This is a genomic window from Kribbella sp. NPDC056345 (genome assembly GCF_042262745.1).
Lineage (GTDB): Bacteria > Actinomycetota > Actinomycetes > Propionibacteriales > Kribbellaceae > Kribbella.
Genome location: NZ_JBHJQQ010000011.1, coordinates 56,836 through 73,557, shown reverse-complemented (window position 1 = coordinate 73,557; position 16,722 = coordinate 56,836). Strand labels below are relative to the sequence as shown.

Genomic DNA, 16,722 nt, shown 5'->3' with positions numbered 1-16,722 from the left:
CCTTGATGACCACCGTTCATCCTCCGAGAGCTGTGGCCCCTGCGCGACTGGCATCGGGCCCCGTCCTGGGCGGGCTCGTCGGGCTGATCGGCGACGCGCACGGCGACGCCGGCTTTCTGCGGGGAGCCGCGGCGATTCTGGCTCAGCGTGGGTGCACTTCGCTGGTACAGCTCGGCAACTTCGGGCTGATCTGGAGCGGCACCCGCGCCGAGTCACGCGCCCTCGACGAGCTCAACAGCACGCTGGCCAAGGTGGGACTCCGGCTCTACGTGGTACTCGGCAGCCTTGAGAACTACGACCTGATCGACGCTCTCCCACGCGACGCCGACGGTACTGTCCCGATCTTCTCCCATATCGAACTGTTGCCCCGCTCCGGCGTGGCCCTCGCAGGCCACGGCGGCCTCGCCGATCCCGTCCACGCGATCGGCTGGCTGTCAGGAGCAGCCAGCCTCGACCGCAGCCTGCGTGTGCCGGGCAGAACCTGGTGGCCCGCGGAACTCACCACTGATGCCCAGGCGCAGGGCCTGCTGTCGTCGCCGATCAGCCCAGACGTCGTTCTCGCGCACGAGGCCCTCGCCACCCCCGGTCTGCTCGCCCGCCTGGGCGACGGTGCGGGCTGGGACCCGAGCGACCTGACGTACGCGCGGACAGCGCAGCGCGAACACACCGAACGAGTGCTCTCGGTGCTCGACCCGGGCAAAGAAACCCTCACCGTCAGCGGCCGCTACCAGCTTCGCCACTCCGAGCGCGCAACACTTCGGCGCGGAACGGCAGACGGTGCGACTCAGCCGGTCCCTGTCCGCCAGGAGATCCTCGACCGCGAGCGGACACCCGGATGCTTCGCGGTTCTCGATCTGCGAGGCCCCGTCCCCCTCCTCGATGCACCGTGACCGCCGAGCACTTCCCTGGCCCGATGACCCGGCAGTAAGGACAGCGACTATGGCCCGCCACTCCTACAAGATCCCAGCGCCGCTGAACAGGTCCTTCCTCGACCACGAGATCTCGTTCAGCGTCGGCGGCTGGCAGGTCCCGCCATCGCCCATGAAGCAGATCCTGTTCCTCGGCGGCGGCGTCCTCGTCACCCTGTGGGCGGCAACGACGACGTTCATCAAGTCGGCCGGCCCGGCGCTCATCGTGCTGTTCGTCGTCTGGTCGCTAATCACCGTGTTCTACCTCGGCGGACTGACCAGGACCCGAGAACTGCGCTTCATGACAGTGCCGGCACTGCTGGCCTACCTGCCGAGGAAGGCCCGGCTGGTGCTCACGCGACGCAGCGCCGATCCAAGCGGCTTCTACTCGATCGTCGGTGTTGACGACGTGACCGAGAACGGCGCGATCAGCTTCTCCGACGGCAGCCGCGGCCAGCTGTACCTCGTAGTCGGTTCGGCGAGCTACCTGCTGTTCGACGAGGACCAGATCTCGATCCTGGATCGCGTCGATTCGTTCTGGCGGAAAGTGCCGACCAGTTGCGAGCACGTCTTCATCACCACGAAGGAGCCGCAGCGGATCTACCACCAGGTGGCCAGCCTGGAACGCCGCAACCAGGCTCTCCAGGTACGGGATCCGGATCTCCTGGAGCTGCAGAACGAGCAGTACGACATCCTCACCGGCCATGTGGGTGGCAAGTTCACCTCTATCCATCAATACGTCCTGCTCAAGGGCAAGAGCGCCGACGCGCTGCGCCAGGGACACCTGGTCCTGCAAGCCGAGGTCGAGGGTTCCTCTCTCATGATCAAGGAGGTCACGATGCTCGGCCGCGACGAGTCTCATCAGATGCTCCGGATCCTCTACCAGGGTACGACCGAAAGCCTTCTGGGCTGACCCGGCAGCACTGCGACCCCTGCACCTACGCGGGAGAAGACGAGACGATGGCACTGCTCACCAAACTTCGAACCTCACTCGGCACCCCGACCAAGGATGAAGCGCGTCCCAAGCTCACCGACGAATTCTCGTCCGACGCGCCGGCAACTGCCGTATCCACGGCGACCGGGCAGGATCCGGCCGGCGACATGGCCGATCGAACAGTCTCGGAGGCTAAGCTCGGTTGGTGGCGACGCCGCCAGGAGGCGAAGCGCCTCGAGGGAAAGTTCGAGTCCTACCCACACCTGCTCGCGCTGAAGCCCAAGGAGAAGTACCTCTTCCGGTCGGACTACTTCCAGGTCGACGCCTCGGTCGGCTGCGTCCTGGCGTTCTTCCACGACATGGCCGCCCACGACAGCTTCGGCCCGTTCTGGGGCATCGGGCGCATCCCCGATGGCCTCGACGAACGGGTGACCGCGGTCGTACTCGAACAGGTCGCGCGGATGACCGACAAGTGGATCGACCAGTACACGAAGCAGTCCGAAAAGCTCGACAACCTGGAGGCGGGCGAGCTGGTGGACGGCGGTACGACGTCCTCGAAGCTCAAGGCGAGGAAGGTCGCCGGCGACCTCGAGGCCACGATCAGCGAGATCCAGAACGGGGCGGCGTACCTGTCGGTGCAGAACCGGCTGCTGCTCAAAGCCCCAGACCTGGCCATCCTGGAAGACAGCATCGGCCGGATCTCGCGGCTCTACATCGATCGTTTCGGGACGCTCAAGGCCGCGGCGTACGCCGGCGAGCAGCGCCAGGAGCTGTCCGGGCTGCTGAAGAAGAACGACAAGAAGCGCGGCCGCGGATTCCACTTCACCTCCACGGAGTTCGCCGGTTCATACTCGCTCGTCACGAACGGCCTCAACGACCGCAGCGGCGAATACGTCGGCTACATGGTCGGCGACGTGAACAACTCGGCGGTGCTCTTCGATTCCAACGACTACGACCACCACGTCGTCATCGCCGACGGTGCGACCTCGGACTACCTGGACCGCGCACAGATCTCCGACCTGTGGTGCTCGAAGCTGTCCCAGTCGTGCCTGCTGAACAACGGCCGCGTGGTCCACCTGGTGCTCGACGGTGCGGAACTGGACAGGCTGGGGCCACGCTTCGACGCCCTGACGTCTCGCGTCGATCTGAACACAGGCGACGTGAACATGTTCGAGATGTTCGGTGAAGAGGCTGACGAACTGCCGGTCTTCGCGGCGCAGATGCAGAAGCTCGCGCTGATGTTCGAGCAGCTCTACGAATCTGCCGACGGCGGTGTCGGGTCGATCATCCGCAACGAACTGGAGAAGACCGCGACACAGTTCTACGTCGACCAGCGCATGTGGGTGCGAAATGCCAAGGCCCAGCGGCATCGCCTGCGCGTCGTGGGCATCCCACACGAGCAGGTGCCGCGCCTGCAGATGTTCGTCTCCTACCTGGACACCGAGCACAAGGCCCTGCTGAACTCCGACAAGAACGACCCCGACCAGCTGCGCGCATACAACGTGCTCAAGAGCGTTGCGAAGAACCTGCTCGACAACAACGGCGACCTGTTCAACAACCACACAGCCGCCGCGGTCGACGGTATCCGCGACGCCAAGCGCGTCATCTACGACTTCTCGAAGCTCCTGCGCCGCGGCCGCGGTGTCGCGATGGCGCAGCTCGTCAACATCGTCGGATTCGCAGTCGGCAAACTCGAGCGCGGTGACACGGTCGTGATCCACGGCGCGGAGAACATCGACGACCGCGTCACGGCGTACATCGAGATGCAGTTCGAGCAGCTCTACCAGCGCGGCGGCCGGGTCGTGTTCAGCTACAACGACATCGACAAGATGCTCGCCGGCGTGAAGTTCAACAAATTCGACGCCGCCGACTACACGATCTTCGGATCGATGCGTGACAAGACCGTGGCCGACTACCAGCAACTGCTGCACCAGCGGATCCCACCCGACCTGGCCCAGCTCATCACCCGCAAGGGCGAGAACCTGAGCTACCTGCGTCGCGGGGTCTCCAACGTCGTGTTCCACCTCGACCTGGCGCTGGGCATCAATCCGAACCGCGAGAAGCAGCGCCGCACGATGCAGCGCGCCGCACGACAAGCCGCGGACGCTGCCAGGTTCGACGCCGTCATGGCCGACAAACCGGTCCCGGGCGCCAACGTCACCCAAGCAGGTGGCGGCAACGAGTCCGGAAACGACACGCCACCCCTGAAGGACGGTGCAGCGCCAGCGCGGCTGCGGAAGAAGGCGCTCGGTGCCGGATCGCGGCCGAGAGCCCATCCTGGCGATCCGGGGTTCCAGAAACCGCAGACCGTGATGAAGAGACGACTAGACCGGAGAGTGCCATGAGCCGACAGAGCAGTCCGGCGGCAGCTGTCATACGGCTGCGTGGACGAGTCCTCGCCGTCGCCGACGCGCAGCCGTCCTGGATGCGGACCATCGCAGGCGGGCTGCTCGCGGCTCTGCTCGCGTCGCTCATCGTGCTCGCGGTAGCGCCGCTGGCGCACGCCGACGACCCGAGCAACAAGGATCAGAAGGACTACAGCCTCTACCACCTCGCCTCGAACGCAAGCGTGTACTTCAGTGAGAAGAGCGCCCCTGAGAACGGCGGGAAAGGAGTAGGCGACTCCTGGAAGACCGTTGTCGCCAACCCCGCACAGGCCGGTTCGATGCTCGGTTACGCCGACGACGACGGCTTCGTGAAATGGCTGTTCTCAACGATCTCGGGCTCGTCACAGACGATCAAGTACGACGCGCTCGATAGCGCACAAGCCTCCGGCATGAAGGACTATGCCCACTTCGGAGCAGCCGCCCACGACCTCGGTTTCGACGCCATGACGTCGTCCGCGGGTTTCGACCCGATGATCCACGCCGTCGGCGGCTCTCTGATCTGGCTGGTCTACGCATTGGCCATGGGAGTCTCCTTGCTGTTCTGGATCTTCATCCAGATCCTGAAGCTCCTGAACCCCTTCCTATGGTTCCATGACGGCATCGCGGCAGTTTCCCCGACGTACAAGACCTGGGCCGACGGCATGGTCACCACGTCGTCAGGTGTCACCACGACACCCGACGCACTCTCTGGCCTGTCGAGCTTCGTGTCCCAGTGGTACGGCACGCTCGTATCGCTGTCGTGGGGAGTGCTGGTGCCACTCTTCATCGGCTTCCTGCTGCTCGGGCTCGTCTTCTTCAAGAAGATGGAGCGCGGTAGCGCCATCAAGAAGGTTGCCGTACGCATCGTCTTCATCGGCGTCGGGCTTCCTCTCATCGGCGGGATGTACACCTCGATCCTCAACCAGTTCGACGACTCGCTGCTCTCACAGAGCTCGGGCCCGACCAAGGTCGTGCTCTCTACCTACGTCGACTTCGACGCATGGATGAACACGAACCGCCTCCAGGTGCCGGCGAACGCCTCGATCACCTGGGACGCAAGCACAGGCCATGCCCAGCCTGTCTCGGTGTTCTCGGCCCGGAACTCGGCACTCGCGATCAACGCGGAGACCGGGCAGTTCCCCGGCATCAGTGCCGGCGAGAAGATCAGCGACGCGGGTAGCGCCTGGGCCAACAGCACCCCGCGGCTGAAGGACAGCGGCACCGACAAGAACACCGTGTTCGCCACTCTGGGCATGCTCGGCCGCTACCTCCAGGGTCAGACGGTGAACGCGTCGGACTTCGAATCGAACATCCAGGGGTCGGTGACCGCGATCGACCCGAAGGATGTGGATTGGGACTTGAAGAAGGACTGGTTCCTCGGCAAGAGCTACAAGGACTCCCAAGACTTCGGCGACGGCAACAAGCCGGTGCCTCCGAACGAACACCCGCTCCTCGCGACGAGCGGATCCGGCCTGACAGCCAAAACCGATGGCGCGAACACCGAGTTCACCTCGACCAGTGGCAACACCAAGTGCGGCTTCACGGTCGTCGAGCCGAACACCGACGGCAAACCGGCCGACTGCAATCTGTCCCCGCTCAGCGCTTACAACTACCTGAACACCGAGTTCAACACGGACTCGATGACGATCTTCTCGTCGAACAAGGTGACCTCGGGCTTCACGCGCTCGTTCCACTCCTCGGTGGCTCAGATCGGCAGCGGGCCGGCGTCGTTCATGTACTGGGCCAACACCTTCACCCTGCTGAGTTCGATCACCCTCATCGGAATCTTCTACGGGGTCGGAATGCTCACCGGTGCGCTGCGCCGCACTTTCGGCACCGTCGCGGCAGTTCCTTTCGCCACCTTGGGTGTGATGGCCGGCATCGCCAAGGTCGTTATCTACTCGATTGCCATGATCCTCGAAGTGCTGGTCACGCTGTTCCTCTATCAGTTCGTCTCGGAGCTCCTGGTGTCGCTTCCGCAGATCATCGAGGGCCCGATCGCCAAGCTGGTCAGCAGCAACCCGACCGGCACAGGCCGCGGTTTCGCGAACGTCTTCAGCAACCCGGTGCTCGGCTCGATCGCCGTGGTCGTGATGACGGTCGTGTCGATCATCCTCATCATCGGGGTGACCTTCACCCTGCTGCGGGTCCGCAAGACGGTCCTCAAGGCACTCGACGAGGCCGTGACCAAACTGGTCGACAAGTTCCTGGACACGACCACCCCGCCCAAGCAGACCAACGGCGGCCTGATGCCCGCGATCGCCAACGGGCTCGGCGCGGGGGCGGGCATGGCCGCGGCCTCCGGCATGATGGGCAAGCTGGGCGGCAAGCCACCCAAGACGGGCCCTAGCAGACCCACAAGCACCGGCCAGCCCGGTATCGCGACGACGAACGCCGGCGGGACCAACGGTGGCCTATCGCTAGCAGGCAAGCGGCAGGGCGAGCTTACTGGCGGTGGTCCAGGCGAACTCGAGGGCCGCTCGCCCGGACCGATGCTCCCGCCCGGAGACGGCGGACCCGCAGGCGGCCCTGTTGGCCCCACAGGCCCAGGCGGCCGCGGCGGACCTGCTTCCGGACGCGAGCTACCAGCTGGCTCAGATGTGGGCGGTTCCGGAGGGACCGGAATCGCCGGTGGAACTGATACGCGCAACGGCACCGCCGGTGGAGGCAATGGCAGGACCGGCCACAGCCACTCATCCGTGGCTGATATAGGTTCACCGATCGCGACCAGCGACAACAAGCCAGGCACGCGGCCCAATCGCTCACAGAACGACCGCGACCTCGCCGAAACCGTCACTCACCAAGGTGGTCTGACAGATCTGGGCGTCGGCCCACAGCACCGGAATCATCGCAGGTCCCATGGCCAGACCGGCCCGTCGACAGGTCAGAAACCCAGCGTGCCAAACCGCGGAAGTGACGACAGCTCGGCGGGCACCGCCCACGGCCGGCTGAACGGCGCTGGCAGACCCCCGAGCATGCCTCCACAGGGCTCTGGTCCGAGCAACAGCAAAGCGGCGACGATGCCCGGCAGGGGCGAGTCGCCGCGCATCCCCCGTCCCACACGCTCATCACGTGTCGAGCGCTCAGCCAGCTCACCTATGAGCACATCCCCGCAGCAGATCAGGAAGCCCGGCTCAGCTCCCCGTATCCGGGAAGCCGCACCAACACCGCAGCCGGCTCAGCAAGACAAGCCGACGCGGCCAGCGCGGCCCGCCCCGGAGGTACCGAAGCGGCGGGGCAGGAGGCAAGACTCGTCGAGTGAGTAACTGAAGAACCCCTTGGAGCAATGCTCCAAGGGGTTCTACTTGTTCGGGGCTGCTGCCTTCAGATCGCTATCAGCCACACATTGGCTGGTACGACTGCAGGGCCTTTTCCTTGTCTATCTTGGTGTACTGCTTCCCGTCGATGTCGACGGTGTCGCCGCTCTTGCTCGTAGTCACTTTGCCGGTGCCCTTGCCGTTCGACCAGATGACCTGGTCGCCTTCTTTGCTGAGCTCACCGGACGACGTCGGCTCGCTGTCGATGACCGCTTCGCCTTTACGGGCCTTGTCGCAGCCAAACTCGTAGTACGAGACCGCACTCGCTTTGATCACGAGCTGACCATCCTTGTCGTAGTACTCGCCGCTCAGACCGTCGGAGCTACTGCAGCCCGCGAGCACGAGTGCAACAGCCGATAGAACCGCCATGCACGGAACTATCAAGACCTGCCTGCGGAGTCGGACGCTCCTCGCGATCATGCTGTCGGCCTCCTCGTGCCTTTCGGCGCGTGCCCCCGTGGCTCGCTGCTCTGCGGCGCCATTGTTTCACAAGCACACTTTCGTCAGCCACCAGCGCGTCAGCAGAGGGTCGGAACGAGGTGACTGTTGCCCGTGCGCGGGCCAGCGGCGACGGATGGCACGATGTGGCCCATGCCCACGAGCCTCGTCCATCATCTGTACGTCCGCGCCGGCGACCTACTCCCCTACTGCGGTGTAACACCGGCTCGAGATCAGGTCACTGGTGATTTTCACACCGGGCGCAGCCGCGACGACCTGCTGTTATGTGTCGACGAGGGTTTGCCGGTGTGTACGACTTGCCTGTCACCCCAGGCACTCGGAGGCTTTACCCCGTTGATCATGGACGACCAGCTGTAGCCAGCCCGCTGTCCGTGCTCGGGGACTCTCGCTCGCCTCATTCCGGATCTGCTCAGCGAGCCATGCCCAGGCGCCGCGCCGGACGGGTGCGTGGTGTGGGGGCTCCCCCCTCGGCCAGCGCATGGGCCGCCTTGCGCTCACCCGAGCTCTGAATTGCTGGATGCTACCGACTTGGCGCCCTGGCCCGGGTCCTCTCCACCGTCCGCGCTCGCAAGGTTAGAGGCGACGCTCTTCAGTCCTGGGCATCCCGCACAGCCGCAGCCGGTCGCTGATGCGCAAAGTCTGATCCTCGCGCCGCAGTGTCCCGAGAAGGAAGAGTATGCGCGCTTGCGAACCGGAACCAGCCCGCGTCTATCAGCAGCTGATATCACGACGCGACGCTAGAGTGTGCTGTCGGGCGTAGAAAGGGGTGTCATGGCGCTCACCACGTCGTTGGCAGGTCGAGTCCGCAACACCAGCCTGCCAAAGAGCCATGCCCTCCTGCCGCTGCTCGAGGCCGTTGTCAACGGCATCCAGGCCATCGACGCTCGCTTTGGTTCCGACATCGAGCGGGGACGTCTGATTGTCCGTATCCAGCGAAGCTGGCAGGACGAACTAGACCTAGGTCCCATGGGCCCAGGCAGGGCTCCACTGAGGCCAATCACCGGATTCAGCGTGGAAGATAACGGAGTGGGCTTCACCCTGGCCAACATGACGTCGTTCGAGACCCTGGACAGCGACTTTAAGGCCGCGATTGGTTGCCGCGGTGTCGGGCGTCTGCTCTGGCTGAAGGCTTTCGACAGAGTCACGGTCCGCAGCTGCTACGAGGATGAGGCTGGCGAACTGCGTCAGCGTCAGTTCCGGTTCTCGGTCGAACGAGAGGTCGAACGAGACGAGGAGCCGGACAGCTTCGGCGAACCAGGCACGGTCGTCAGTCTCGATGGTTTCAAGCCGCCGTTCCAACAGAGTGCAGCCAAGACCGTCGACGGTATCGCCCGGGAAATGTTCGAGCACTGCATCTGGTACTTCCTCCGCCCCGGTGGCGCACCTGATGTGACGGTCACGGACGATCACGAGACGATCTCCCTCAGGGAGCTCATGAACGACTTCGTGTTCTCCGCGATGCCCACTACCAGCGTCGAGGTCAAAGGTCAGACTTTTGACATGGTGAACCTCTGCCTCAAATCGTCGACACGCAATCCCGTGCCCAAGCTGTACTGGTGTGCCGCGAGTCGGATAGTCACGGAGGAAAATCTCACCAGCAAGGTCCCCGGACTCTATGGAAAACTCCGGGACGAGACGTCCACAGAGTTCACCTACATCTGCTACCTGTCGTCGGACTTTCTCGACGATCATGTTCGCTCCGATCGGACCGCCTTCGACATCAGCGAACGTACCCCGGGCACTGCCCTGATCGAGGACCTCTCGCTGGACGAAATCCGGGCAGCAGTTCTGGAGGAGATAGAGAAGATCCTCGCTGGTCCGCTCATTGCGGCCCGTGACGAGGGCAAGGCCCGGGTCAACGACTTCGTGAGCAAGCGCGCACCCAGGTACCGGCCTGTTCTAGCCCGGATGGAACCGCTCGGAGTGACTGTCGATCCTTCCATCAAGGACCAGGACCTTGAGCTCTTGCTGCATCGCCATCTGCAGAGGCTTGAGGCGGAGGCCATCGTCGAAGGCCAAGCGGTCTTCGCTGAGGCTGGATCGGTACACCCGGAGGGCTACGCCGAGCGGCTGTCGCGCTATCTCGACATGGTGAAGGACATCAACCAGTCCGATCTCGCCGCCTACGTGTCGCGTCGGCGTGCAATTCTGGATGTGCTGGCCAAAATGATCCGCTCCGATGCTCAAGGCAACTACAGCAGGGAAGATGCCATACATGAGCTGATCATCCCGATGCGGACCGATTCCAACGAGCTCGGTACCGACGCCTCGAACCTGTGGATCATCGATGAGCGCCTCGCGTTCCACGACTATCTCGCCTCCGACAAGACGCTCAAGAGCATGCCGATTACGGGGTCCGACTCGACCAAGGAACCTGACGTGCTCGCGACGCGGATCGTAGACACGCCGATCCTGGCAGCGGAGGGGGAGACGTTGCCGCTGGCATCCATTGTCGTGGTTGAGATCAAGCGCCCGATGCGCAACGACGCGACCGAGGGTAAGGACCCAATTCAGCAGTGCCTGGACTACGTCAAGCGCGTGCGCGCCGGCGGCGTGAAAACCGCCTCGGGACGGCCAATCCCGGAGACGCACGAGCCGCCTGCTTTCTGCTACATCGTCGCTGATCTCACATCCACGATGGTGGACAGGTGTAAGTTCGCGAGCTTGCGCCCGACCCACGACGGCCTCGGCTACTTCGGGTTCAACGAGCCTTACAAGGCCTTCATCGAGGTAATGAGCTTCGACCGGTTGGTCAACGCGGCCACCGAGCGCAACCGGGCGTTCTTCGACAAACTGGGCCTGCCATCGAGCTGAGTCCTTGCACGGAACATTGGCACACCACCAAGTCGTTGTGGGGCACCTGAGCCGGCTTGGCACCAAATCTGCGCCAGGAAAGTCTCGACTGACACAGCCGCATCGTGCACCGGCAACCCTGCCGGCAACGGGAACGCAAGAATCACGAACCACGGCGCCGCCCCCAGGACCGCGCAGCCCAGCTTGTTCATGGGCCTAGTCGGCTGCCCGGTCTGCGTCGTCAAATCGACCGGGCGGCCGGCTACTACCCAGCGGCCGGTGGATCAGACCGGCGGCTCGGAGGCGTCACCCTGCCGAGACTGTGCCAGCCGGATGGTGATCGCGTTGTAGTTGCGCCCGAACTCGCTGATCAAGTCTTGGACCGTCGCGCCCTCGGCATGCCTGGTCATGAGGCGGACCTCTTCTTCCGGCGTCCAGCGCTTGTGGGAGTTGGGGTGCTCTCGGCGCAAATCATCCATTGTGTATGCCTGCGGCGGTTTCGGCGCAGCCTGACCGCTGGGCTGACGGACGAGGTGGCTCGGGAACAGCAGCCGGCCCAGCTGGTAGAGCTGCCAGGTCACTGAGTCGAGAGTGCGCCCGGTGATCTCGGCGATCTCATCTGGTGCGTTCCCGTGGTCGAACAGGCTAGCGACCTCAGCCTTGTCGGCGGCACTCCAGTTTCCGCGTACAGTTCCCGGACGAGGGTAGGGATTGGCTGCCATCTCAGTGAGGCGGTCGATCATGGTCTCGCAGTCGCCCAGGGCTCGGTGGGGCCCGTTCAGCCGGTGCGGCCGGTACCCGGTGCCAGTAACGCTCGGCTCGCCGACCCAGGCGGCGTGCTGCGCCATGGCGTCCTCCCAGCGGGCAGCAACCCATTCGGTCTCAGCAGCGTTGGTGTAGTAGTGAGGCAGCAGGAGATCTGCCTCAAGGGTCATGAGCCCGCGATCGAATGCGCTGTTCCAACAGATGATCCGCGCGCCGGTCAGAAGATCGACCAGGTCGTCGTACAACTCAGCGAACGTGGGTACGCCGTCGGCCTGCAACATTGAAACGGTGATGCCATGCTTGGCAGCGGCCTCGTCCGCAATCACCACATCGCCTGGATTCACCAAGGTATCCAGGAGCAGCTCACCGTCCGGCCGCAGCAGCGCAATCTCGATCAAGCGACCGTCGAAGTCCGTGGCCTCGATGTCAAGCAGGACCGTGCACGGATCCGTCAGCACCTCTTTTGCCCACAAGCCCGCGGCACGCCGGTCGCCGGGGCAATCGCCGGAGCGCCCGCGATAGGCCGGAGTCGCGATCGCCGGGCGTGCCATGCGCCTGCTGTCGAACAGCTCGACCAGCAGGTAGCCGGCCGGAACGGGCGGTGGAGACTCCTGGCGCCGATCTTCGGTCAGTTGATCCCACGGCACCAGATGAGCCGGAACAGCGTCTGCGAAGTAGTGCGGAACATCGGACACAAGCGATCCTTCCCGGGACGAATATTCGCCTTTCGTATATCGGTCGTCACCGACAGTTCGATGGCAAGGTCCTTGTCGCTCGCGCTGTGCGGCAGATTTGCACGGCACCAGACGGGTATCTGCCCGCTGAGAGCGGGCCTGACGGCCGCCTGGCGTTCGTGGACAGCGCGGCGTGACCAGGGGTAACCAAGAAAGCCGGCCCACGCCCTGCCTTGCCCCGGTCGACGCCAGCCACGCCCCTCGAGGACAGCACAGGTCTCACGCGTGACACCAGCCATCTCGAGCAACTACAGCGTCAGTGTGATATCACCGTTCGAGGTCCTGATTCCTAACATCTGATCAAGGCTTGCTCGTTGGCTTCGATCGACGGTTGCTGGCGTCGCCAGCACGAGAACCGACCTCATTAGTCCCGAAAGAAGCGCTCAGATCGTGATACTTCTCCGCCCACCCCAGTGGACATTGGCAACCCTCGATACACGGGGCGGATCCCTCGCGATGCTGATTCTTGAGCCCGGCACCGTCGACTCCTACACCACGATCCGAAAGCAGCTGACGATGAACGGCACGATCGGAAGGGTCGGCCCGCAGGAGTGGCAACGCCGTGAGTGGCCCGACTCCGGTCGGCTTCACCTCGTTTACACCGAACGCGAGCTGACGTCGTTCACCGCCGCAGGCTCTGCCCTTCAATTGACGAACAAGCTCGCAGCGAACCACGATTGGGTCGACGCCGCGGCCACTGGCAGTGCGCTCTTCGTCGTGGTCCCGCCCGAGAGCTCGACGATCCGCAACCAAGCAGGCAACCGCGATCCCATCGGGTTTCTCCTTGCCGACCTGGCCCAGTCGCATCGACTCACCGCCGGCCTCACGACGGCCACACGTCAGCTTGACGTGCTCTAAGGACGGCCCGCGACCTCCAGTCGGCTCTCGCCGCTCCCACCACTGAACGACCAAACGTCGCTTCCGAGAACTAGCCTTCGTCGAACATCAGGCCAGCGCGACGGCGACCTCGGTACGGCGGCCCCCACCGCGAACTGTCACCGATGCCATGAGACATCACGCCCCAACATGAGCCACTCGCGAACCGAGGTCGAACATATGTTCTACTATGGGGCCATGGGGACCAGAGGTCGCGTTTATACGCCTCCGGCGCCGCCGCCAGACGAACGGCGGCGGCACTGCTGGGTTCGTGCGCGGGTTGGCGAGTCCGAGCGGTGGTGCCCCGGACTGATTCACGAGTGGCGCGCGGCCAATGGCGGAGGGTGGACAGCCCGAGTCGTCTACGTCCCTGACCCGAGGCGCGCCGAGTCGGTGGAGGCCTGGTTTGCGCAGGCGCACCTACGACCCGTGGAGTCGCAGCCACCGAATCGGGCAAACCGGGCAACCGCCAGATATAAGGACGCCGGCGGAACAACGCACTAGGTGACCTAGCGAGCCGCGTTGTGCCAGCAAACCAGATTCTGCGGCTGCGGCTGCTGACCAACCGGCGCCGTCAGATGTCTTTAGTCGTGGCGGCAAGCCCCAAATCGCTTAGCAGTTGCTGAAGGTCGCTTGCTACCGATGCGTCAACGACTAGCTGAAACGTCCCCAGCAGATAGCTAATTTGCCGTTCATCTAGAGCCATGTAAAGGGTCTTGAACAAGGCTGCATAGGCGTCAGCGCTATCGGGGTTCGCGAGGAGGTTACTGGTGAAGGAGAAGGCGAGTTGCTTCTCTTTCACCGGCGGTGCCGCACGGTCTGGGTCACCAGTCGGGCTTTCGTCAGGTCCGGTCGGCGCAATCCCCTCGTCGCCCCCTGCTGTTTCTGAACCAGCTTCGCCGCTCGATTCGTTGCCTCCGACTGTGCTAGGACAGACGCCGCTATGCATGGGATGTCCGCAGCTAGGGCAAGTCACTGACTGCGGCTTCGCGAGCCGTAAGCCTGTGCTGGTGAGATTGACTTGCCCGGGAGCCGTAACGACTACCTCGGTACCGCTTCCATCGACGATCGTCACCAGCCCTTCGGTGACGGCGTCGTAGATCGCCTGCTGCAGGTCCCGGTCGCCGGCGTACAGCAGGGGAAGTCGCGGCGCGCTATAAAAGGCGGCTCGTATGTCGGACAGCGTTTTACCGTAGTCCTGTTCGCGCAGGTTGTGCATCAGGGCCCTTGGCCCGAACTGACCGGTGTCGAACACCTTGTCGGAGTCCGCGAGGCCTTTCCAAACGATGGTGCCGTCCAGTGCAGTGAGATTGTCGTCGTCAAACGTGATCTGGGCGAGGTATCGCTCGCCGTCCGGGTCGGGCTGGGCCAGGTAGGCCACGTGCTGGTACGCCCGTTTGAGTGCCTTCTCAAGCTGGTTCTTGGCTGCGGCGAGCTCCTTGGTGCCGGTAGCCTTCAGCTCGTCATCGTTCTGAACCTCGGGGGCCGCCAGCGCCTTTTGGCGGGCAAGATACTCGACAGCGAGGCCACGCGTGAGGCTGCGTCGTTGGGTATTAACGACCGCATAGACGGCACTGCTGGCCCACTGAACAGGAAGCTTCTGCGTGCCTTCACCCAAACCCATCGCGACGGTGAGTGCGGCCACTGTGGCCTCTTCCATGCCGTTTCGGAGGCTGTACTGCGCGGGGTCGAGCACAATGAGTCGGCTGGTGTGTGCGGTGTCAATGCCTGAGGTGGCAAGGACGTCGATGGCATTTCTGCTGGAATCGGCCTCGATGAACTTTAGTTCGCGGAAGGGCCCACTGCTGGACAGGCGCTGGGCGAACTCGGCGAGGATCTGGTCACGCTCGTTGTCGGTGATGGTGCGCCGAATATTGTTGACTAGCATCCGGTGGGTCAGCCGGGTCGACAGAAAGTAGCGAGCCGGCTTGTTGTTCCCCTGGCCGGGGATGATCTCGATTGCGCTCATACCCTGGTCGGGATTGACGAGCTCCTCGACGACACTGTCGGCGTCGGTGAGACTGTAATTCATGTCCGGGACGCTGGTAGCTGCCTTTACTTCGGGTGCGCTTGCGCCGCGGCCACGGCCGGGACGCAATGTGCCGACGATGCTGGCAAGGAGGATGAAGGTAGCGGCGCGTTCGGCCGCCCTCGGGTTGCTGTCGCTCCAGGCGAGCGGCTGGCGTTCAAGGTCTTGGCGGCGGGCAGTCCCTGCCGAGTTGTCATGGTTGACAACTTCGATCTCGGCCAGACTGCGGTAGTTGGCGATCGTGCGCTCGTCTTCGACCAGCCCACTGCCTAGGAGAGCCTCGCGTACTGCACTGTCGGACAGTGGCAGGTCACCGGGCCCGATAAGCGCCGGGACCCATTGGCCAGCCTTGCCGCGCTGTTGCTGGGCGTACACCGTGGCCGCGAAGATGCGGATGGTGGACCGGACCCTTTGGAAGCCGGTGACTTTGCTCCATTCGTCCTTTGCGACGCTCATGAGCATTGGGTGGAAGGGGTAGCAGGCCGCGACCTCGTCGTTCCACCGTCGGCGCCAGTCGGCGCCGGTCGCTTCCCATACGTTCTTGATCCATGCCTTGTCGTCAAGGACCGGGCGATACAGTGCGGCCGTTGCGGCGAGGACCTCTGCCGCCGGGTCTGCGTCGAACAGACGCCGCCGCAGGATATCGGCAAAGTCGCCAACCTCGGTGACGGTGGCTGGCTTGCCGTTGCGGTCAAGCTGGCTATTGAGGTCTTCTCGGCGCTCCTGGGCGCCGGTCGAGAGCGCAGTCTTGTCGTGGTCTGAGGCGATCATCACGACAAGCATGGCCACGTGTGGGACGTCGTTGACGACGTCGAGGATCGCACGGAGGAAGGCGATGTCCTGGGCAGTCAGATCGGGCTTGGCAGCGCCGTCGAGGCCGTTGCCGACGTAGTCCATGATTTCGTCGACGATGATCAGAACTGGCCGATTGACGGCGCGGATGGCCTCGCCGATCTTGTGCTTGTCGCTCCAGTAGGGCTGATAGCGCTCGTAGAGCGAGTAGTCCTTGCTGAAGAGGCGCCAGAGAAATCGTTCATAGAGGCTGACGGCAGGGCCGTCAAATTCTTGGACACCCGCCCCTGGCGTCATGTTGTCGCAGGGCATCACGACGACATGTGGTCGGCCGAGCTCGACTGGCAGGTTTCGCCCGATCTTCGCCTTTGCTCGGGCGGCAACTCCTCTGCCGAGCTCGGTGTTGAGCAGGGCTTCAGGGTTGGCGGCGAGATGGTAAGCGCCAATGCATGCGTGTGACTTACCGCCACCCATACCTTGGTCGAGGCGAGTGACAGCACGCGCCTTGAGGTAGTCGCTCCCGCTGCCGATTCGGACGGCAATCTCGGCGAGCAGGTCAGTAAGTCGCTCGGTCGGGTGCGTAATCTCGCCGTAGTAGGTCGCATCGGCGTACGGCGGTTTGTCGCTACCGACTCCATGAACGGCCCGGAACAGTGACATTTGCACATCGTCGATCTGACCTGAGGCGTTGAGGATCTCTTGGCGGACCTTCAGTGCCTTCCACCACGGCGTGACGGACGTCGTCATGG

General features: G+C 63.9%; 9 protein-coding genes. 6 read left to right on the top strand and 3 right to left on the bottom strand.

Going from position 1 to position 16,722, the window contains the following annotated elements:
* Positions 1-5: 5 nt before the first annotated feature.
* The 4 genes from ACFCV3_RS32125 to ACFCV3_RS32110 are packed head-to-tail and all read left to right on the top strand — an operon-like array spanning position 6 to position 7,474.
* Complete coding sequence (locus ACFCV3_RS32125) at positions 6-890, top strand: hypothetical protein (protein ID WP_376036328.1); 885 nt, start codon at positions 6-8, stop codon at positions 888-890.
* Positions 891-939: 49 nt separating this feature from the next.
* On the top strand, positions 940-1,821 hold the full coding sequence (locus ACFCV3_RS32120; RefSeq protein ID WP_376036325.1) for a hypothetical protein: 882 nt from the start codon (positions 940-942) through the stop codon (positions 1,819-1,821).
* Positions 1,822-1,868: 47 nt separating this feature from the next.
* Positions 1,869-4,187, top strand: a complete 2,319-nt coding sequence (locus ACFCV3_RS32115; RefSeq protein WP_376036322.1) for a hypothetical protein — start codon at positions 1,869-1,871, stop codon at positions 4,185-4,187.
* A complete protein-coding gene (locus ACFCV3_RS32110) occupies positions 4,184-7,474 on the top strand; it encodes a hypothetical protein (protein ID WP_376036320.1) in 3,291 nt (1,096 codons plus the stop codon). The genes ACFCV3_RS32115 and ACFCV3_RS32110 overlap by 4 nt, the downstream gene beginning before the upstream one ends.
* Positions 7,475-7,543: 69 nt before the next feature.
* On the opposite strand, the gene ACFCV3_RS32105 is transcribed toward ACFCV3_RS32110, so the two are convergent.
* A complete protein-coding gene (locus ACFCV3_RS32105) occupies positions 7,544-7,894 on the bottom strand; it encodes a hypothetical protein (RefSeq protein WP_376036318.1) in 351 nt (116 codons plus the stop codon).
* Between the two features lie 861 nt (positions 7,895-8,755).
* Between ACFCV3_RS32105 and ACFCV3_RS32100 the strand changes: the two genes are divergently transcribed.
* Positions 8,756-10,798, top strand: coding sequence for an ATP-binding protein (locus ACFCV3_RS32100; protein WP_376036315.1), 2,043 nt, complete (start codon positions 8,756-8,758; stop codon positions 10,796-10,798).
* A 263-nt stretch (positions 10,799-11,061) separates the two neighbouring features.
* On the opposite strand, the gene ACFCV3_RS32095 is transcribed toward ACFCV3_RS32100, so the two are convergent.
* Positions 11,062-12,237 (bottom strand): 3'-5' exonuclease, encoded by a 1,176-nt coding sequence (locus ACFCV3_RS32095; RefSeq protein ID WP_376036312.1) that lies wholly within the window; start codon positions 12,235-12,237, stop codon positions 11,062-11,064.
* A gap of 495 nt (positions 12,238-12,732) precedes the next feature.
* Between ACFCV3_RS32095 and ACFCV3_RS32090 the strand changes: the two genes are divergently transcribed.
* A complete protein-coding gene (locus ACFCV3_RS32090) occupies positions 12,733-13,134 on the top strand; it encodes a hypothetical protein (protein WP_376036310.1) in 402 nt (133 codons plus the stop codon).
* Positions 13,135-13,726: 592 nt separating this feature from the next.
* On the opposite strand, the gene ACFCV3_RS32085 is transcribed toward ACFCV3_RS32090, so the two are convergent.
* Entirely contained in the window at positions 13,727-16,720 is a 2,994-nt protein-coding gene (locus tag ACFCV3_RS32085; protein WP_376036308.1) for a DUF499 domain-containing protein, read from the bottom strand.
* Positions 16,721-16,722: the final 2 nt, after the last annotated feature.